Genomic DNA, 21,213 nt, shown 5'->3' on the forward strand with positions numbered 1-21,213 from the left:
ATCAAATAAACACCTTCAGAATCTATATCTAACTAAAAAATTAATAATTTTGCATCCATTAAAATTTAAAAAATGATTTTACCTATTGTTGCTTATGGCGACCCAGTTTTACGTAAGGTTGGAAAAGAAATCGATAAAGATTATCCAAATTTAGAAAAACTAATTTCTGATATGAGAGAAACTATGTACAATGCTTCTGGTGTTGGTTTGGCGGCTCCTCAAATTGGAAAAGACATTCGATTATTTCTTATTGACGCTTCACCATTTGCTGAAGACGAAGAATTAGAAGCAAGCGACAGAGAAGCATTAAAAAACTTTAATAAGGTATTTATTAATGCAGAAATTATTGAAGAATCTGGAGACGAATGGGCTTTTAACGAAGGATGTTTAAGTATTCCTGATGTTAGAGAAGACGTTTTTAGACAAGAGAGTGTTACTGTTGAGTATCAAGATGAAAACTTTAAAACAATTACAGAAACTTTTACAGGTTTAGCTGCACGTGTTTTTCAGCATGAATATGATCATATTGAAGGTATTTTATTTACCGACAAACTTTCTTCTTTAAAGAAAAAATTAATCAAGAAAAAATTAGAAAAAATATCAAAAGGGAAAATAAATGCAGAATATAGAATGCGTTTTCCTAATATAAAAAATAAATAAATGGACTTTAACAAAATTATTGCCGTAACCGGTAAACCAGGATTATTTGAAATCTTATCACAAACTAAAACAGGTGTAATTGTAAAGAATTTATTAGAAGACAAACGTTTTCCTATTACAGCAACACACAATGTTAGTTTATTAGAAAATATTGCAATTTACACGTACGAGAAAGAAGTGCCTTTAGGTACTGTAATAAAAGCTATTGCGGATAAAGAAGATGGTAAAGAAGCAATTTCTCATAAAGAAAGTGGTAAGAAATTAGAAGCTTATTTTGCTGAAGTATTACCAGATTACGATGCAGAAAGAGTGTATACATCTAACATTAAGAAAGTGGTACAATGGTATAATCTTTTAGCTAAATCAGAATTTGATTTTGCAACTTTAGCTGAAAAACCTACTTCTGAAGAAGAAGAATAAATGTTGAATACTCGTAAACAACAATTAGACGCATTTAACAGGCTTTTAGACATCATGGACGATCTTCGAGAGAAGTGCCCGTGGGATAAAAAGCAAACGCTTGAAAGTCTGCGTCATCTTACAATTGAAGAAACTTACGAGCTTGCAGATGCTATTTTAGAAAACGACTTACCAGAAGTTAAAAAAGAGCTTGGCGACTTATTATTACACATTGTTTTTTATGCAAAAATTGGAAGCGAAAAAAAAGCTTTTGATATTGCAGATGTTGCAAACTCAATTTCAGATAAATTAATACATCGTCATCCACATATTTATGGCGATGTAAAAGTTGAAAATGAAGAAGATGTAAAACGTAATTGGGAACAATTAAAACTAAAAGAGGGTAAAAAATCTGTTTTAGAAGGAGTCCCTAAAAGCTTACCGGCTTTGGTAAAAGCTAGCAGGATTCAAGAAAAAGTTGCTGGCGTTGGTTTCGATTGGGAAGAACCACATCAAGTTTGGGAAAAAGTTCAAGAAGAATTAAACGAACTAAACGAAGAAATTAAAAAAGGAGATAAAGAAAACACCGAAAAAGAATTTGGTGATGTTTTGTTTTCAATGATTAATTATGCTCGTTTTATTGATGTAAATCCTGAAAATGCATTAGAAAAAACCAATAAGAAATTCATCAATCGTTTTCAGTATTTAGAAGAAGCTGCCAAAAAATCAGGCAAAGAGCTTTCCGGTATGTCTTTAGTAGAAATGGATATTTTTTGGGAAGAATCTAAGAAATACTTCAAATAAAACTGTCATTCCTGTGAAAACAGGAATCTTTATATATATTTAGTCTAATTTTAAAAATAGATTCCTACATATGTAGGAATGACAAATTATATGAACACAATTATTATTACTGGCGGAAGCAAAGGTATTGGAAAAGCTTTAGCTGAAAAATACGCTACTGAAAACTATAAAGTGTATTCGCTTTCTAGAAGTATAGTAGATTTACAAAATGTTACTCAAATTTCAGTAGATTTAAGCAATTTACAAGAAACTACAAAGACCTTTACAATGCTTTTTGAAGAAATTTTAAAAGAAGAAGTTTCCTCAATTACATTGATAAATAACGCAGGTAGATTAGGCACAATTTCTACTTTAGAAAATATTGATGCAGAAGACATTGCAAAGACAATGCAGCTAAACACCACTACTCCACTGGTTTTGTCTAGCTTATTTATTAAACTATCCGAAGATATAAAAGGTAAAAGACAAATTATAAATATTTCTTCTGGTGCAGCACAAAGTCCTTATGAAGGTTGGTCTATTTATTGTACTTCTAAAGCCGCTATAGATATGATGACTAAAACGATTGCTGCTGAACAAAACGATAAAGAAAATGGTGTAAAATGTGTTTCTATGTATCCTGGAGTTGTAGACACCAATATGCAAACTCACATAAGAAATACTGATAAAACGGATTTTAAAAACCTAGATCGTTTTATAGAACTAAAAGAAACCAATCAATTATTTACAACAAAATTTGTTGCAGAAACTATTTTTAAAGTTGACATAGAAAACACTTTAAATAGTGGAGATATTGTTGATATCAGAAATTTCTAGGAAACATTTTTTTTGCTTCTAAACTTATTTTTGGGTAACTTAGCTAACTCCTGACTTATCGAATTAAAACTCGACATATCAGTTAAGTTAGCCTTCATTAAGACCAACCATTAACTAAATGATAAAATTCTTTAGAAAAATTCGCAAAAACCTGCTCTCAGAAAATAAGTTTAGCAAATATCTACTTTATGCAATTGGAGAAATTGTGCTTGTTATTATTGGTATTCTTATCGCACTTCAAATAAATAATAAAAACGAACAGCGAAAATCCGAAAATAAGGTTGTTTCTATTTTAAAAGAAGTACAAAATGATTTAGGACTAGATATTCAAAAATCCGACGAACTAATTGCCTATTATAAAACAAAAGATTCAATCATCAGCTTAATAAAAGCAGATAAACTAACTTATGATGATTATAAAAATGAAAATCGAAATGCTTTAAGATATGCTGTTATGAACGCTTTTCATATGAAAATTCATGCTAATGGATATACTAACCTCATAGAAAATGTTGATAATGTTCCAGAAAAAATGAAAGCAATTATTGAGCCATTACACGATATATATATTTATAACAAATACGAAATAGACAAGTTTGATAATCGATTGGACTTGATTACAGATAGAGTGATGGACGAGTTAGCCAAAAGCAAAGATTGGTATTACAGATTAGATCAGCCTCAATTAGAAGATGAGATAATTGATTTTTTCCTAAATGACCCTTACTATAAAAATGATGTAGCTCTATACCGAAATGCTGGCTGGATAAACTTGACATATCATGTTACTGTATTTAGAGAAAATGCAATTAATGCATACAAACAAATTAACACACTTATTGAAAGTAATGAACCGCTTCCCGATTTTATACCACATAATTTAGTGCATCTAACCACAGGACAACTAAATGAATATGAGGGTACTTTTAAGGTTTTAAAGTATGATGGGTACAATGGTCCAATTCCAGATTTAAACTATAAAATTCAGATACAAGACAATGGTCTAGTAGGCATTATGAATGGAGACCTTGAAGATATGGATTATTTCTATTTTGAAACAAAAGATAAGATATTTGGTCAGACTGATATTTACCTCAAAGGAGAGTTTGTAAGAGATAGTTTGAATGAAATTACAGCCTTGATTATTATGAAAAATGGAATGAGAGCTCACTTAAATAAACTTGAAACTAATTAAAACAAATTAATATGGAAAGGCTAACAATTTGTATAAAAAATGCTAAATTAATGCTTAAATAAAGTCAGTTGACTTTTTATTACGTCTGATTTTCCTACGTAAAATCCTCGTATACAAAATCACAACTTTTCATACACAAACACGTTAGCGAAACAATTTAAAAAAACTAACTAATCTCAGACCAAAAACCAGTTTTCCTTTGAATTTGAGCAAACGTTTTTTCTAAAACAGCATTTTCTGGTTTCGATAAATTAGCATCGTTTTGTAAAACTTCAATTGCAGTTTGTCTTGCTTTAAAAAGAATTGGTGTATCTCTAACAACATCAGCAATTTTAAGATTTAAAACACCACTTTGTTGTTTTCCCATTAAGTTTCCTGGACCACGTAATTTTAAATCTACTTCGGCTATTTTAAAACCATCGGAAGTATCAACCATGGTTTTTAAACGTGTTTTAGCATCAGCAGATAACTTAAAACTAGATAAGAGAATACAATAACTTTGCTCAGCTCCTCGCCCAACTCTACCACGTAATTGATGTAATTGAGAAAGTCCAAAACGTTCTGCGCTTTCAATAATCATTACACTTGCATTAGGTACATTAACACCAACTTCTATAACAGTTGTGGCAACCATAATTTGTGTTTCACCTTTTACAAATCGTTGCATTTCGTATTCCTTATCGGCAGGTTTCATTTTACCATGTACTATACTAATTTGGTATTTTGGCAACGGAAATTCTCTAGAAATACTCTCATAACCATCCATTAAGTCTTTATAATCCATTGCTTCGGATTCTTGAATTAACGGATAAACAATATAAACTTGTCTTCCTTTTTCAATTTCATCTTTTAAAAACTTAAAAACAGCTAGTCTATTTTTATCGTATCGATGTACAGTTTTCACTTCTTTTCTCCCTGGAGGTAATTCATCTATAACAGAGATATCTAAATCTCCATAAACCGACATTGCCAATGTACGTGGAATTGGAGTTGCTGTCATTACTAAAATATGTGGTGGAATTACGTTTTTTAACCATAATTTTGAGCGTTGTTCTACGCCAAATCTATGCTGTTCATCAATAATTGCGATTCCTAAATTTTTGAATTTCACTTTATCTTCTAATAAAGCATGGGTTCCAATTAAAATGTTTAATTCTCCACTCTCAAGTGCTGCATGTATTTCTCTTCGTTTTTTTGTTTTTACAGATCCTGTAAGTAACTCTACAGAAATATTCATTTCTTGTAACAACTCAGTAACCGCATGATAATGTTGCGTTGCCAAAATTTCTGTTGGCGCCATTATAGTTGCTTGGAAACCATTATCTATTGCTAACAACATTGCTAACAGGGCAACAATAGTTTTTCCTGAACCAACATCACCTTGTAATAATCGATTCATGTGTGCATTGGAAGCTACATCTTTCCGAATCTCTTTTAACACACGTTTTTGTGCATTTGTTAATTGAAAAGGTAAATAATTAGTGTAAAAATTATTGAACGTCTCTCCTACTTTTTCAAATACAAATCCTTTTATTTTACTTTTTCTAATGAGTTTTTTACGCAATAATTGCATCTGAATAAAAAATAATTCTTCAAACTTTAATCTAAATTGCGCTTTTGCTAATAATTCTTGATTCTTAGGGAAATGAATATTAATAAGTGATTCTCTTTTACCTAATAAATTATGTTCTTGTAATATATAACTAGGTAAACTCTCATCAATTGAATTACCAATTTTAAACAATAAATCTTCAATATAGCTTCTAACAACCTTATTGGAAACGTTTTTATTTGCTAATTTTTCGGTTGAAGGATATACCGGTTGCATGGAAGATTGGATTTTTCTTTTATAATCTTTCAGCAATTCCATTTCTGGATGTGGCATTGAAAATTTTCCTCCATAAAAATTCAATTTTCCATAAATTACATATGGTTGATTTATTTTCAAAGAATCTTTTAACCATTTTTGCCCTCGAAACCAAACCAATTCTATAGCGCCAGTTTCATCTCTAAAAGTAGCCACTAACCTACTTCCTCTTTTTTGTTCAACCGTTTTTAATCCAGTAATCTTACCAACTATTTGAACTTCGGCAGTGTTTTGCTGTAAACTATTAATCTTATAAAACTGTGTTTTATCAATATATCTAAACGGAAAAAGGTGTAATAAATCTTTACAATTTTTAACACCAAGCTCCGCATAAAGCAATTCTGCTCTTGCAATACTTACTCCTTTTAAATATGTTATGGGTTGGTTAAGATTCATTAAAAACGAAAGTACAAAAAGACATTAAAATCAACTATCTTTGTGGCTTAAAATCATTCAATGAGATTACATAGAAACTTAACGTATGCTGTAATAGACAGTTTACGAGATATTTTTAATGAAGGTGCTTATGCCGGTAAAGCTGTAGAAAAAGCCTTAAAACGCGACAAACGTTGGGGTTCTAGAGATAGAAAATTTGTAGCAGAAACCATTTACGAAATAGTACGTTGGAAACGCTTATATGCAGAAATTGCAGAAGTTAAAGAACCTTTTGATAGACCTAATTTATGGAGAATGTTCTCTGTTTGGTGTGTTTTAAAAGGAATTAAACTACCCGATTGGAATCAAATTGAACCAACACCAAATAGACGAATAAAAGGTAAGTTTGATGAGCTTTCTAAAATTAGAAAATTTAGAGAATCTATTCCAGATTGGATAGATACTATTGGTTTAGAAGAATTAGGAGAGAAAATTTGGACTAAAGAAATTGCTGCACTTAACCTACAAGCAGAAGTAATTTTACGTACAAATACTTTAAAGACAACAAGAGAAAACTTACAAAAAGAACTTGCTAAAGAAGGTATAGAAACTGAATTTGTAAAAAATCATGATGATGCTTTAAAATTAGTTGAACGTGCAAATGTTTTTAGAACTGAAGTCTTTAAAAAAGGTTTTTTTGAAGTACAAGATGCCTCTTCTCAATTAGTTGCAGATTACTTAGAAGTTAAACCAGGAATGAAAGTTGTTGATACTTGTGCAGGTGCAGGTGGTAAAACGTTGCACTTAGCTTCATTAATGGAAAATAAAGGGCAAATTATTGCCATGGATATTTACGAAAGTAAATTGAAAAAATTAAAAGTTAGAGCACGTAGAAACGGTGCGCATAATATAGATTTAAAAGTAATAGACTCTACTAAGGTAATTAAAAAATTACATGATAAAGCAGACAGAGTGTTAATTGATGCTCCTTGTTCTGGTTTAGGCGTTCTAAGAAGAAACCCAGATAGTAAATGGAAATTACAACCGGAATTTTTAGACAATATCCGTAAAACGCAACAAGAAATTTTACAACAATATTCTAAAATGGTTAAACCTGGCGGAAAATTAGTGTATGCTACTTGTTCTGTCTTACCTTCTGAGAATCAATTACAAGTTGATAATTTCTTAACAACAGAGTTCGGAAAAAACTTTACATTTGTTGCAGACAAAAAAGTGTTAGCACACACTTCTGGCTACGACGGATTTTATATGGCACTTTTAGAAAGAAAACAAAAATAAAAATTATGGTTAAAAAATTACTTTCACTTTTATTTATTACATCCATTTCATTAAGCTTTGCTCAAGAAGCATATTATAGTGATGTAGATTTAACATTAGCTGGTACAGACTTAAAAGATGCATTAGCTACAAAGATTATTGCTACACATACAAATATGTTAAGCTATACTCCTGGTGTTTGGGAAGCTTCTAAAATAACTGATGCTAATTCAGCAAATACTTCTGAGGTCGTTTTAATATACGGTTGGGAAGATGGTTCTGACAGTGATATTACAAACGATAGAGAAAGAGATAATACGCTACAAGATAATGGTAGTGGGGCTACTTTTGTTTGGAATAGAGAACATGTTTTTTCTAAATCTTTAGCAAATCCTGCTTTAGTTACTAATAATCCAGGTGCAGGAACTGACGCTCATAATTTAAGACCTGCGGACAAAAGTAGAAACTCAGCAAGAAACAATTATAAGTTTGCTTTAGGTTCGGGTAATTCTAGTCGTTCTTCAGTAACTTATAATGGTCCTGATGGTCCTAATACTGCTGGTTGGTATCCAGGAGATGAGTGGAAAGGAGATGCTGCAAGAATAATTATGTATATGTACCTTCGTTATGGTGAACAATGTTTACCTACTGCTGTTGGTGTTGGAGACAATCAATTTACACAAGATGATATGATTGACTTATTCTTACAATGGAATGTAGAGGATCCAGTTTCAGATATTGAAAAAACAAGAAACACATATCATGAAGACACAACTAATAATACCTATGCACAAGGAAATAGAAATCCTTTTATAGATAACCCATATTTAGCAACTCGTATTTGGGGAGGAGATTCTGCAGAAGATCTTTGGAATTTATACACACCTACAGATACACAAGCACCTTCTGTACCAACTAACGTAACAGTAAGTAACGAAAATTTTACTTCTTTAGACGTTACTTGGGATGCTTCTACAGACAACGAAGCAGTAACAGGATATAACATATATGTAGATGGTACTTTAACAGCACAAACTACCACAAGTACTACTATAACATTATCAGATTTAAACCCTAATACAACATATAGTATTACTGTTTTATCTAAAGATTTTATAAATAATTTTTCTAATGAAAGTGCTCCTGTTAATGGTACAACATTACAAGACACTACTGCTCCAACAGCGCCAACAAATGCTACTGCAAGTACAATTTCAGATAGTTCATTTGTATTAACTTGGGATGCTTCTACAGATGATAATGCAGTAGAAAGTTATGACGTTTATTTAGACGGAGTTTTAAATAGTAATGTTACTACATTAACATATACTATTATTAATTTGTCAGCAACAACTAACTATACAGCGTATGTAATTGCTAAAGATACTTCAGGTAATCCATCTGCTCAATCAAATACAGTTAATGTAACTACAACAGCTGGTGGTTCTGGAACTGCTACAGAATTATTCTTTTCTGAATACACTGAAGGTAATGGTGGAACTAATAAAGCATTAGAGATTGTTAATTTAACAGGTGCTACAATTGATCTAACTGGTTATGTATTAAAACTAGAAAGAAATGGTGCTGCTGTTTGGACAACACCATTAGCATTAAATAGTGGTTCAGTTCAAAGTATTGTTCCTAATGATGTATTTGTCGTTGGTAATGGAGATAATTCAGACCCAATATTACAGCCAAATTCTGCTTCAAACCCTACAGGAGAAGTAGATTTGGTACAGCCAAATAATCAAGATACTAATTTTGGACAACCTGTAAACTTTAATGGAAATGATGCTGTTGGTTTATTCAAAAATGATGTTTTAATAGATATAATTGGTGTTTTTGGTGATGATTCTAATTTTGCAAAAGACGTAACTTTAAGAAGAAAAACCTCAATAACTAGTCCAAATACAACCTACACTGAATCAGAATGGGATAGCTTTCCTGAAAATACTTTTGATGATATAGGAAATTATGATACTTCAGCTCTTAGTACAGAAGATGCATTCTTTGAATCTTTCAAAATGTTTCCAAACCCAACAAACGGAAACAGTGTTTACTTTAGCGTAACAGAAGATGCTACAATACAAGTTTACTCTACATTAGGAAAATTAATTTCAACACAAAAAGTTACAAAAAGTAATAATAGAATTGATGTTTCTAACCTTAGTAAAGGAGTTTATTTATTAAAAATAAATTCAGAAAAAAGATTTATCACAAAAAAATTAATAAAAAACTAAAAGAACATGAAAAAATTAGGACTTTTACTAACCTTCTTTTTAACAATAGTATTAAACGCACAAGAAGCTTATTATAATGATGTTGACTTAACAGCAGATGGTCTTGCTTTAAGGAGTGAATTGGCTACCAAGACAATAAATGAACACACTACTACTTTAAGTTATACTCCTGGTGTATGGGAAGCTTTAAAAGTAACAGATGTTAACCCAGAAAATAGTGCAGAAGTATTATTAATTTATGGATATTCAGATACAACAACTGGAAATACAGCTAGAAGAAGAGGTATAAATCAAAATGGAGGTGGTTCTACTGATTGGAATAGAGAACATACCTATGCAAAGTCTTTAGGAAACCCAAATTTAGGAACATCTGGTCCTGGAGCAGATGCACACCATTTACGCCCTTCTGATGTTGGTTACAATAGCCAAAGAGGTAACAAGAAATTTGCAGACGGTAGCGGAAATTCAGGTGATGTTTCAGGTGGATGGTATCCCGGTGATGAGTGGAAAGGTGATGTTGCAAGAATGATGATGTATATGTACATCCGTTATGGAGATCAATGTAAACCAAATAATGTCGGTATAGGAAGTACTTCTGGCACACCAGATGACATGATAGATTTATTCTTAGAATGGAACGTAGAAGATCCAGTGTCAGACTTTGAAAGACAGAGAAATACTTATCATGAAAATACAAGTAACACATATGCACAAGGAAATAGAAATCCATTTATTGACAATGCATATTTAGCAACAAGAATTTGGGGCGGAGATGCTGCAATAGATACTTGGGGAATTTATACTTCTTCAGACACAGAAGCTCCAACTGTACCAACAGATTTAGCTTTAAGTAATATTACAACAACAACTATAGATGCTACTTGGACAGCATCTACAGATAACGAAGCTGTAACTAAATATGAAATTTATGTAGATGGAACTTTAAACGATGAAACGCCAAATACATCATTTACAATCACAGGTTTAACGCCAAATACAACCTATGCAATTAGTGTTTTGGCAAAAGATATTGCCAACAATAAATCCGACCAAACTACTCCAGTAAACGGAACTACATTATCAGATTCAACACCACCTACTGTTCCTACAGCAGTTACTGTATCTAATGAAACTGGCACCAGCTTTAAAACTAGTTGGGCTGCTTCTACTGATGATTCTGGTGTAGCTAGTTATGATGTTTTTATTGATGGAACGTTAAACGGAAATACAACAAATACAGAATTTGTAGTTACTGGATTAACTATTTCTACAACATATGCTGTTACAGTTTTAGCAAAAGATGCCGCTAATAACCAATCTGCTTTAAGTACTCCTGTAAATGGAACAACAACAGATGGTACAAGTAATGTTTCTGAACTTTTCTTCTCAGAATATGTAGAAGGAGGAGGTTTTAACAAAGCAATTGAAATTGCAAATTTAACAGCAAGTTCAATTGATTTAAGTACTTATTCAGTAAAAAGACAATCTAATGGTACATGGGAAACTGCTTTAAATTTAAGTGGTTCAATTGCTGTAAATGATGTGTTTGTAATAATAAATAGCTCTACAACTGATCAACATTTAATGGATGAAGCAGATTTACAAATTAACAATTCAACTCCTATGACTTTTAATGGAGATGATAGAGTTGGTTTATTTAAAAACGGTACTTTAATTGATATTATTGGTGACTTAGATGGTACCTCTCAATTTGCCAAAGATGTAACTTTAAGAAGAAAATCTTCTGTATCTGAACCAAATACCACTTACACTATTAGTGAATGGGATGAATTTCCAAAAGATACAGTTGATGGTATTGGAATTCACACTTCTGCTTTAAGTATAGAAGATCAGATATTTAGCTCTTTCAAAATGTTTCCAAACCCAACAAATGGAAATAAAGTATATTTTAGTGTTACAGAAGACGCAACTATAAAAATTTACAACACTTTAGGAAAGTTAGTTTCTACTCAAGATGTAACTTTAAACAACAATAGCATTGATGTTTCTAACTTAGGAACTGGAGTTTATTTATTAAAAATAAAGTCAGAAAAACAGTTTGTAACTACAAAATTGATTAAAAAATAATTAAATTATTTTTTAATCAATCGAAAAAGACGGCTACAAAAGTAGCCGTCTTTTTTAGTTTATAACTAAGTGCATAACTATAAAATTTCAATCAAATTAATCTTAACTTTTAAATTGAAAAAAAGTAAATTTGCATTTTTACAACAACACACAAACACAACACTATAATGATTCATTTCTTTGGAAACAAAAACAGTAAAGTATTTGCTGTTCAAACAACAAAAGAATTAAGCTCAGAAACTATTGCCAAATTAACATGGTTATTTGGTAATCAACCTAAAATAGAAGAAGTATCAATAGATACTTTCTTTGTTGGGCCAAGAGCTGCAATGATTACTCCTTGGAGTACAAATGCGGTAGAAATTACCCAAAATATGGGAATTTCAAATATCATCAGAATTGAAGAGTTTGAAGTTGTAAAAGAAGATTTTTCTGATTTTGACCCAATGATTTCTGAAAAATTTAATGGATTAAATCAAGATAGTTTTACAGTTGAAGTAAAACCTGAAGCCGTTTTAGAAATTGAAGATATTGCTGCTTACAACAACCAAGAAGGTTTATCTTTAAGCGATGAAGAGGTAACATATTTAGAAAGTGTTGCTACTAAAATAGGAAGAAAACTAACAGATTCTGAAGTATTTGGTTTTAGCCAAGTAAACTCAGAACACTGTAGACATAAAATATTCAACGGAACTTTTGTTATTGATGGAGAAGAAATGCCAACTTCATTATTTAAGTTGATAAAAGAAACGTCTAAACAATTTCCTAACGATATTGTTTCTGCATATAAAGACAATGTTGCTTTTGTAAAAGGTCCAAAAGTGGAACAATTTGCGCCAAAAACAGCAGACAAACCCGACTTTTACGAAACATCGGTATATGAATCTGTAATTTCTTTAAAAGCAGAAACACATAATTTCCCAACAACTGTAGAGCCTTTTAATGGAGCTGCTACAGGTTCTGGTGGAGAAATTAGAGATCGTTTAGCTGGCGGAAAAGGTTCTTTACCTCTAGCCGGTACAGCAGTTTATATGACTTCATATTCTCGTTTAGAAAAAGGTCGATATTGGGAAGATAAGTTTGAAGCTAGAGATTGGTTGTACCAAACGCCAATGGATATTTTAATAAAAGCTTCAAATGGAGCATCTGATTTTGGAAACAAATTCGGTCAGCCTTTAATTACAGGTTCTGTATTAACTTTTGAGCACGAAGAAAATTCTTCTGTAAGTGATTCACCTGCAAGAAAACTAGGTTTCGACAAAGTAATAATGCAAGCTGGTGGAATTGGTTATGGAAAAGCAGAACAAGCTTTAAAAGACACACCTAAAGAAGGCGATAAAATAGTTATTCTTGGTGGAGAAAATTATAGAATTGGAATGGGTGGCGCTGCAGTTTCTTCTGCAGATACTGGAGAGTTTGCTTCAGGAATTGAACTAAACGCAGTACAACGTTCTAATCCAGAAATGCAAAAACGTGCTGCAAATGCGGTTCGTGGAATGGTAGAAAGTGAAGAAAACTTTATTGTTTCTATTCACGATCATGGTGCAGGTGGACATTTAAATTGTTTATCTGAATTGGTTGAAGATACAGGAGGAAAAATAGATTTAGATGCTTTACCAGTTGGAGATCCAACGTTATCTGCAAAAGAAATTATTGGTAATGAATCTCAAGAAAGAATGGGATTGGTTATTGCCGAAAAGCATGTAGAAACTTTACAGAAAATTGCAGAGCGTGAGCGTTCTCCAATCTATACTGTTGGAGAAGTTACAGGAAATGATCGTTTTACTTTTGAATCTAAAACTACGGGTGAAAAACCAATGGATTTAGCTTTAGAAGACATGTTTGGTTCATCACCAAAAACTATAATGACAGACAAAACTGTTGTTAGAAATTATAAAAATTCTAGATATAAAATTAAAAACTTTAAAAAATATTTAGAGCAAGTTTTACAATTAGAAGCTGTTGCTTGTAAAGATTGGTTAACAAATAAAGTAGACCGTTGTGTTGGTGGTAAAGTTGCCAAACAACAATGTGTTGGTCCGTTACAAATTCCGTTAAATAATGTTGGTGTTATGGCGCTAGATTATAATGGTAAAGAAGGTGTAGCAACAAGTATTGGCCACTCGCCTATTTCTGCTTTAATTAACCCAGAAGCAGGATCTAGAAATGCAATAACAGAAAGTTTAACCAACATTATTTGGGCACCTTTAAAAGACAATTTAGATTCAATTTCATTATCTGCAAACTGGATGTGGCCTTGTAAAAATGAAGGTGAAGATGCTCGTTTGTACAAAGCTGTTAAAGCAGTTTCAGAATTTTCTATCGGTTTAGGAATCAATGTTCCAACTGGTAAAGATTCATTATCAATGAAACAAAAATACCCAGATGGAGATGTAATTTCTCCTGGAACCGTAATTATTTCTGCTGCAGGAAACTGTAACGCAATTAGTAAAGTTGTAGAACCAGTTTTACACATTGATAGTGGAAATATCTACTATATTAATATTTCTCAAGATGAATTTAAATTAGGAGGAAGTTCTTTTCACCAAGTATTAAATACTATAGGAAATGAAGCGCCTGATGTTAAAGATGTTAATTTTGTAAAGAATACTTTTAATACAATTCAAAACTTAATTAAAGACGATAAAATTACTGCAGGACATGATGTTGCTTCTGGTGGTTTAATTACAACGTTGTTAGAAATGTGTTTTGCTGATGTTAATTTAGGAGCAGATTTAAACATTTCTTCTTTAAATGAAGAAGATTCTATAAAAGTATTATTTGCTGAAAATTCAGGAATTGTTTTTCAAGCTGACGCTTCTGTAGAAACTATTTTATCCGAAAATAATATTGAATTTTTCAATATAGGAACTGCTACTAACTCAGGAACTGTAAACATTCAAAACAATGAGGACGCTTTTTCTTTTGATGTAACAGAAATGAGAGATGTTTGGTACAAGACCTCTTTCCTACTCGATCAAAAACAAACTGCAAACGATTTAGCAAAAGACCGATTTGATAATTATAAAAAGCAACCTTTAACTTATAAATTCCCAGAGAACTTTACAGGAAAACTTCCAAAAATTGGAAAGAAAAAACCTAAAGCTGCAATTATCAGAGAAAAAGGAAGTAATTCTGAACGTGAAATGGCAAATGCAATGCATTTAGCTGGTTTTGATGTAAAAGATGTACACATGACAGATTTAATTTCTGGACGTGAAAATTTAGAAGATATTCAGTTTATTGGTGCTGTTGGTGGTTTTTCTAACAGTGATGTTTTAGGTTCAGCTAAAGGTTGGGCCGGAGCATTTAAATACAATGAAAAAGCAAACACTGCTCTAAAAAACTTCTTTAAAAGAGAAGATACATTATCAGTTGGTATTTGTAATGGTGCACAATTATGGATGGAATTAGATTTAATTAATCCTGATCATAAAGTACATGGAAAATTAGTGCATAACGATTCTAAAAAACACGAAAGTTCTTTTACTTCTGTAAAAATTCAAGAAAATAATTCTGTTATGTTATCTAGTTTAGCAGGAACGGAATTAGGTGTTTGGATTTCTCATGGAGAAGGAAAGTTTAACTTACCAGAAGCTGAAGAAAACTATAATATTGTTGGTAAATACGGTTATAAAGGTTACCCAAACAATCCAAATGGTTCAGATTTTAACACAGCAATGTTATGTGATAAATCAGGAAGACATTTAGTAACAATGCCTCATATTGAGCGTTCTACTTTTCAATGGAATTGGGCAAATTACCCAACAAACAGAAAAGATGAAGTTACGCCTTGGTTAGAAGCGTTTGTAAATGCTAAAAACTGGTTAACTAAATAATTTTATATAAAAAAGTATATCTAAAAAGGACTTTTTTAAAGTCCTTTTTTTTGTTTTAAAATATAGTGAAATGAAAATTCCAGAAAAATATCAATTTATAGTTGCGTTAGGTAAAGCGCTGCATGTGTACGGTATTCCTTCCTATAAAATTCAAGCCTACTTAACAAGAGTAGCTGAAAAACAAGGAATTACAGGTAGCTTCATGGATTCTCCTACATGGATAAACTATGTTTTTTATGAAGGCGATAATTCTTATAATTATGTTGAATGTGTTCCGCCAGGATCTCTAAATTTAGGCGCTTTGTCTAGAATTTCAGAATTAACAAATAAGGTTATTGATTCTAAAATTGATAATGAAACTATACACAAAGAATTAAATAATATACATGCAAAAACTAAGAAAACAAATCATTTACACTCTACTTTAGCGTACGCTGCTTCTGCTGGTTGTTTTAGTATAATGATTGGTACTAATTTAGTTTCTTTTGCTTTCTCTTTATTACTGGGTGCATTTATATATTTTTTAGTCTTTTTAACTAGTAAATCTAGTTATTTGGAAAATATATTTGAATCTTTAAGCGCATTAACAGCAACAATTATTTGTTGTTTATTAACGTTAATTTTTCCAAACTTTAATTTAGGCTTAACCATATTAGCTTCTATTATTATTTTTATTCCAGGACTTGCAATTACAACAGCTTTAGAAGAAATAACGTCTAAAAGTTTAGTTTCTGGTAGCGCAAAACTATTTGATGCTATTATCTTATTATTTAAACAGTTTTTTGGTGTTTTACTTGGTTTAGCATTAATGACTTCTTTGGTAGATATTAATCTAACGTATCATGTTTCTGAAATGCCAAAATGGACGCTGTTTTTTGCTATTCCAATATTTTCAATTGCATTGTTACCAATATTTCAGGTGCGTAAAAAAGATATGTTTTTTGGTGCAATAACAGGTATTACAGCATTTTTCATTACCGTTTTACTTTCCGGTTATGGCGTATTGGTGAGTACGTTTATTGGTACTTTGGTAGTTGTTGGAGCTAGTCGTTTGTTTAGTATAATTTCTAAGACTCCTAAAACAGTTTTTTTAATTCAAGGTATTGTAATGCTTGTACCAGGAAGTAAATCTTTTATGGGTTTAAGTAACTCCTTTTTTAATCCTTCTACTACTACAGGTTCTGCAAACTTATTTGAACAAGTTGCTTTTATCTTAATGGGTATTATTGGCGGACTTCTTTTTGCGGGAACTTTTAGAGAACGAAATTCTAGAAAAATTGAAGGAGAACAAAAAAAATAACTTTAGTTTTAAATAAAAAAAAAATCAGCTTTTAGAATATTCTAAAAGCTGATTTTTTTTGCGTTAGGGATTGGAGCGGCATCCTTTTTATGCTGAACTCGTTTCAGTATCTATCATAAAAAATAAAAATACTTATAAAAAAGAACAGATACCAAAATAAATTCGGCATAAAAAGATATAGCGTAAAGCCCGACCTTTGGTAACGCCCAAAATATTAACTTACTGTACTTTTCTTATTTTAGACTCTCCAATAATAAGTCCTTTTTTTAAGTTTGCATCTCCTTTATATAAAATTGTTGCTTCTCCATAGGCAGTTACTTTTATCTTTTTTGAGGCATTAAATTGAAAGGTTCCGTCTCCATAAGCTGTTATTTTAGTTTCTTTTGAAACTACATCTGAAGCCATAACATTACTTGCGCCATAAGCTGTTACTTTTTGTTTATTTACAGTTCCGTTTTCGATATTTAAAAAACTTTCTCCGTAAATAGTTACATTTAATTTATCTACCTCTATATTATTAATTGTAACTTCAGATTTTCCGTAAATTCTTAATTTACATGCTTCTTGAATTAATGGCGATTGAAATGTGATTTTTTCTTCTCCTCTTAGAGAAAATATTGCTACATCTGTATATGTAATAGTTACTTTAACTACTTTATTTTTATATAATGGAACTTTTGTTTTGTAGTCTCCATTTACTATTTTTTTGTTTTTAGTATAGGTTTTTGCTCCTTCTAAATAGACTTGTAAGGTTCCTTTATTTAATTCGTATTTAAATTTTTCTCTTGGAACACTAATATTTTCAATTGTAATAGACTTCTGATTTCCTTTTATAAAAACAGTTTCTATATGAGGACTTACAATAACTTTATCAAAACTAGCATTGAGTTCTATTGTTTCTTGTGCTTTTAATTTACCGTTGATAAATAATAGTGTTAGTAGTAAAGTAATTATTTTAAATTTCATGGTTTTTAATTTAGTTTATTTTTTATGTAAGTAGTTACTAAATAAAAGACTTGAATAATTATATTTTGTGACTCTTTTATTGATTTTTTTTTGCAAAAAAAATGAATTTATCGCTTTTTTAAGCCTAAAAAGTTGAATAACCAATAAAATAAATTATTTCTGCTTTTTTATTTAAAAAATGTACTATTTTAACAAAAAAAAGTGAAAAATGAATTTAACTTATTATAAAATTCTTAAAACTAATCACTTAGTCGAGGAATTTTTTCATATTTCATATTCAAATAAAATTATTCCATTTAACACCATATTAATTCCTTTTGGTTTTTCAGGACTTAGTTATATTTATAATTCTGGACAAAATATTTTTTTAGATAATAATGAGACTAAAATTAAAGGTTTAATTTTAAGTGGCCAATTCAATAAATCAAGTAAACTTAATGTGGAAGAAGCAGGTTTTTCTTGTGGAATAAGCTTTAAACCTACGGCTTTACATAAACTAACTAATTTAAACATCTCTAAGTTTACAAATAAACATAGCTTAACTGAACTATTGAATAAAGATTTAACAAGAAAATTTGAAGTAATTTTTAACTCTCATAATAACGATTTTGAAAATTTGTTTAATGATTTAGAAAACTTATTACTTAGTTTTACTTTAATTGAAAACAAAAACACAATTGCTATAGACAAAGCAATAGATTTTATACACAAAAAACAAGGAATGGTTTCTGTAAAAAATTTATTGGAAATAGTACCTTTTGGGCAGAAAACATTAGAAACTCAGTTTAAAAAAATGATTGGATTAACCCCTTCCAAATACATGAGGATTTATCGTTTTAAAAAATTAATGGAGAAATATGAAAATAATAAAATAGAATTAAAAGATTTAGTTTACATGTATAATTATTATGATGAATCTCACTTCTCTAAAGATTTTAAAGCATTTACGTCAAAATTACCTAATGAATATTTTAAAGAAGATTTCTCACTTATAAAAGAGGCGCTAAAAAAGTAACTTACGATTATTTACAATAGTATTTCATTTATTTTATTAACTTAGCTATTGTAAACTTATGTAAATATTTATATATGTTTTGGGGGAAACACTTTAAATAATAAGTTTTTATGAGTTGGTATAAAATGTACTAGCTCATTTTTTTTTAATAGAACTGTCACAACTTAACTTTCTTTTGGTCTTTAAAGTGTAATCAATCTAAAAAACAATAAAGATGAAAAATACAGCTACACTACTATTTCTTTTATTTATAACTGCAGGATTTTCTCAAAAAACTATAGAGGCTTCAGATTTATTAAAAGACATTAAAGACGGAAAAACAATTACAATTTCTAATGCAACCATAGAAGGTGTATTAGATTTAACTTACATGGACGATGCTTTACCAAAATTACCAAAAAGAAGAAAATGGTGGAATAATGGTGGAAGTAACGAAGTAACTAAAATTATAGAAAGTAAAATTTCATTTATAAACTGTGTATTTACCGATGATGTTTTAGCCTACATTCCAGATGAAGACAGCGGTTATACTTTTACGGCCGATTTTGAAAGCACAGTTACTTTTAAAGATTGTACCTTTGAACGTAAGGCTATGTTTAAATATTCTGATTTTGAAAGAGATACAGACTTTTCAGGAACTAAATTTAAAGACGACAATACTTTTAAATATGCGAAATTTGATAGAGCTATAAGCTTTAATAATACCATTTTTGAAGAACCTGCTACTTTTAAATATGCTGAGTTTAGAGAAAACGTAAGTTTTGCAAATTCTATTTTTAAAGAAACAGCAACTTTTAAATACTCTAAATTTAAAGATGGAGTATCTTTTAATAACACCAAGTTTCAAGAAGATTTAAATTTAAAATATACTAAAGTAACTGGGCAATTTGATACTAAAAATATGGAAGTATCTTATGAAATTGACACAAAATACACATCAATTAACGGTAGAGGTTTTAGTAAATCTGATTTAAAAAACAAATAAGAATTTCAAATATTTCACAAAAAAATCCGCTGTTTACAAACAGCGGATTTTTTTATTCATCTTCGTCAGAATTATTCAGAAGAGTTTCAAAACGATCTCGTTTCTTTTCCTTTCTACTTCCTTCATACAATTCGTACTTTACAAATCTAGTATCTAAATCTCCATTTTTAAGTGGAATTCTCTTTGATGTTCTTAATCCAACATTTTTTAAAGCGTCCATGTCAGAAGTAATTAACCAAGCTGTAGAACCTGGATAATTATTTTTTAATGTATCTCCTATTTTACCATAAAACTCATTTACATCAATGTTTAATCGCTCTCCATAAGGTGGATTAAACAAAATTGTAGTATTACCAAAAACCTCTTTCTTAGAATTAAAAAAGTTAACATGGTGTATTCCAATAAACTCTTCTAAATTGGCGTTAATAACGTTTTGTTTTGCTTTATTAACAGCAGATGGTGCTTTATCAAACCCCATAATTTTAAAATGCGAATTTGTAATTTTCTTTAACAAAGAATCTTGAATTGTATAATACAAGTCTTCATTATAATCCTTCCAATTTTCAAAACCAAAATGCTTACGGTTAATATTTGCCGGAATATTATTAGCAATCATTGCAGCCTCAATTAAAATTGTACCAGAACCACACATTGGATCAATAAAATTTTCATCACCAGTATAACCAGAAAGTAGTACCAAACCAGCCGCTAAAACTTCGTTAATTGGCGCAATATTGGTAGCACTTCTATAACCACGTTTGTGTAAAGAATCTCCAGAAGAATCCAAAGAAATAGTTAACCATTCTTTCTGAATATGAATATGCACTTTTACATCCGGATATTTTAAATCTACATTAGGTCTCTTGCTATATTTATGTCTAAAATAATCTGCAATTCCATCCTTTGCTTTTAAAGAAATATAGTGAGAGTTAGATGTAAAATTCTTAGAATTTACAACAGCTCCAACAGCAAAAGTTCCTTCAACATCTAAATATTTTTCCCACTTAATTTTCTGTATTGCTTCGTATAAATCTTCCTCATCATACACCTTGCAAAACTTAATAGGTTTTAAGATTCTAATAGCAGTTCTTAACGCAATATTTGCTTTGTATAAAAAACCTTTATCACCTCTAAAACTTACGCTTCTAATTCCTTCTTTTACATCTTGAGCACCTAATTTCTTAAGCTCATTTGCCAACACACCTTCCAAACCTTTCATGGTAGTTGCGGTCATTTTAAAGTCAGTTCTTTCCAAAATCTTTATTTTTTATTTAGGCGTTACCACAAGGGTAGCGCTTTACACTATATCTTTTTTTCGTACCTCAAAAAAGGATGCCGTTTCAATCGCTAACGCGCACAACAACATGTACTTATTTTGCAACCACA

At 30.6% G+C, this 21,213-nt stretch carries 15 protein-coding genes; 12 read left to right on the forward strand and 3 right to left on the reverse strand.

The window, feature by feature from the left end; all coding sequences use genetic code 11:
- The first annotated feature begins 72 nt into the window (after positions 1 to 72).
- The 5 genes from def to L1S33_RS08065 all read left to right on the forward strand — a co-directional run bounded on the left by def (position 73) and on the right by L1S33_RS08065 (position 3,874).
- Positions 73 to 660: a peptide deformylase gene (gene def, locus L1S33_RS08045; protein WP_240561949.1), complete on the forward strand. Its 588-nt coding sequence runs from the start codon at positions 73 to 75 to the stop codon at positions 658 to 660.
- The gene (locus tag L1S33_RS08050) at positions 661 to 1,080 is read left to right on the forward strand and encodes a DUF5606 family protein (RefSeq protein ID WP_240561950.1); all 420 of its coding nucleotides are present in this window, start codon (positions 661 to 663) and stop codon (positions 1,078 to 1,080) included.
- Positions 1,081 to 1,083: 3 nt separating this feature from the next.
- Positions 1,084 to 1,863 (forward strand): nucleoside triphosphate pyrophosphohydrolase, encoded by a 780-nt coding sequence (gene mazG, locus L1S33_RS08055; protein ID WP_240561973.1) that lies wholly within the window; start codon positions 1,084 to 1,086, stop codon positions 1,861 to 1,863.
- 78 nt (positions 1,864 to 1,941) lie between these two features.
- A complete protein-coding gene (locus L1S33_RS08060; RefSeq protein ID WP_240561951.1) occupies positions 1,942 to 2,679 on the forward strand; it encodes a (S)-benzoin forming benzil reductase in 738 nt (245 codons plus the stop codon).
- A 118-nt stretch (positions 2,680 to 2,797) separates the two neighbouring features.
- A complete protein-coding gene (locus L1S33_RS08065; RefSeq protein WP_240561952.1) occupies positions 2,798 to 3,874 on the forward strand; it encodes a DUF6090 family protein in 1,077 nt (358 codons plus the stop codon).
- A 166-nt stretch (positions 3,875 to 4,040) separates the two neighbouring features.
- Here the strand turns inward: L1S33_RS08065 and recG are convergent, their stop codons facing one another.
- Positions 4,041 to 6,137, reverse strand: coding sequence for an ATP-dependent DNA helicase RecG (gene recG / locus L1S33_RS08070; RefSeq protein WP_240561953.1), 2,097 nt, complete (start codon positions 6,135 to 6,137; stop codon positions 4,041 to 4,043).
- Positions 6,138 to 6,197: 60 nt separating this feature from the next.
- Between recG and L1S33_RS08075 the strand changes: the two genes are divergently transcribed.
- From L1S33_RS08075 to L1S33_RS08095, 5 genes are all read left to right on the forward strand, one after another.
- Positions 6,198 to 7,415 (forward strand): RsmB/NOP family class I SAM-dependent RNA methyltransferase, encoded by a 1,218-nt coding sequence (locus L1S33_RS08075; RefSeq protein WP_240561954.1) that lies wholly within the window; start codon positions 6,198 to 6,200, stop codon positions 7,413 to 7,415.
- Between the two features lie 5 nt (positions 7,416 to 7,420).
- Positions 7,421 to 9,634, forward strand: a complete 2,214-nt coding sequence (locus L1S33_RS08080) for an endonuclease (protein WP_240561955.1) — start codon at positions 7,421 to 7,423, stop codon at positions 9,632 to 9,634.
- 6 nt (positions 9,635 to 9,640) lie between these two features.
- The gene (locus L1S33_RS08085) at positions 9,641 to 11,722 is read left to right on the forward strand and encodes an endonuclease (RefSeq protein ID WP_240561956.1); all 2,082 of its coding nucleotides are present in this window, start codon (positions 9,641 to 9,643) and stop codon (positions 11,720 to 11,722) included.
- A 167-nt stretch (positions 11,723 to 11,889) separates the two neighbouring features.
- Entirely contained in the window at positions 11,890 to 15,561 is a 3,672-nt protein-coding gene (gene purL, locus L1S33_RS08090; RefSeq protein ID WP_240561957.1) for a phosphoribosylformylglycinamidine synthase, read from the forward strand.
- A gap of 70 nt (positions 15,562 to 15,631) precedes the next feature.
- Positions 15,632 to 16,861 (forward strand): threonine/serine exporter family protein, encoded by a 1,230-nt coding sequence (locus L1S33_RS08095; RefSeq protein ID WP_240561958.1) that lies wholly within the window; start codon positions 15,632 to 15,634, stop codon positions 16,859 to 16,861.
- A 219-nt stretch (positions 16,862 to 17,080) separates the two neighbouring features.
- Here the strand turns inward: L1S33_RS08095 and L1S33_RS08100 are convergent, their stop codons facing one another.
- Complete coding sequence (locus L1S33_RS08100) at positions 17,081 to 17,827, reverse strand: head GIN domain-containing protein (protein ID WP_240561959.1); 747 nt, start codon at positions 17,825 to 17,827, stop codon at positions 17,081 to 17,083.
- 208 nt (positions 17,828 to 18,035) lie between these two features.
- Here L1S33_RS08100 and L1S33_RS08105 point away from each other — a divergent pair, with 208 nt between their 5' ends.
- Positions 18,036 to 18,842, forward strand: a complete 807-nt coding sequence (locus tag L1S33_RS08105; RefSeq protein WP_240561960.1) for a helix-turn-helix domain-containing protein — start codon at positions 18,036 to 18,038, stop codon at positions 18,840 to 18,842.
- A 214-nt stretch (positions 18,843 to 19,056) separates the two neighbouring features.
- A complete protein-coding gene (locus L1S33_RS08110; RefSeq protein WP_240552474.1) occupies positions 19,057 to 19,827 on the forward strand; it encodes a pentapeptide repeat-containing protein in 771 nt (256 codons plus the stop codon).
- Positions 19,828 to 19,879: 52 nt separating this feature from the next.
- On the opposite strand, the gene L1S33_RS08115 is transcribed toward L1S33_RS08110, so the two are convergent.
- The gene (locus L1S33_RS08115) at positions 19,880 to 21,061 is read right to left on the reverse strand and encodes a THUMP domain-containing class I SAM-dependent RNA methyltransferase (protein ID WP_240561974.1); all 1,182 of its coding nucleotides are present in this window, start codon (positions 21,059 to 21,061) and stop codon (positions 19,880 to 19,882) included.
- Positions 21,062 to 21,213: the final 152 nt, after the last annotated feature.

The organism is Tenacibaculum aquimarinum (genome assembly GCF_022478115.1).
GTDB classification, from domain to species: domain Bacteria; phylum Bacteroidota; class Bacteroidia; order Flavobacteriales; family Flavobacteriaceae; genus Polaribacter; species Polaribacter aquimarinum_A.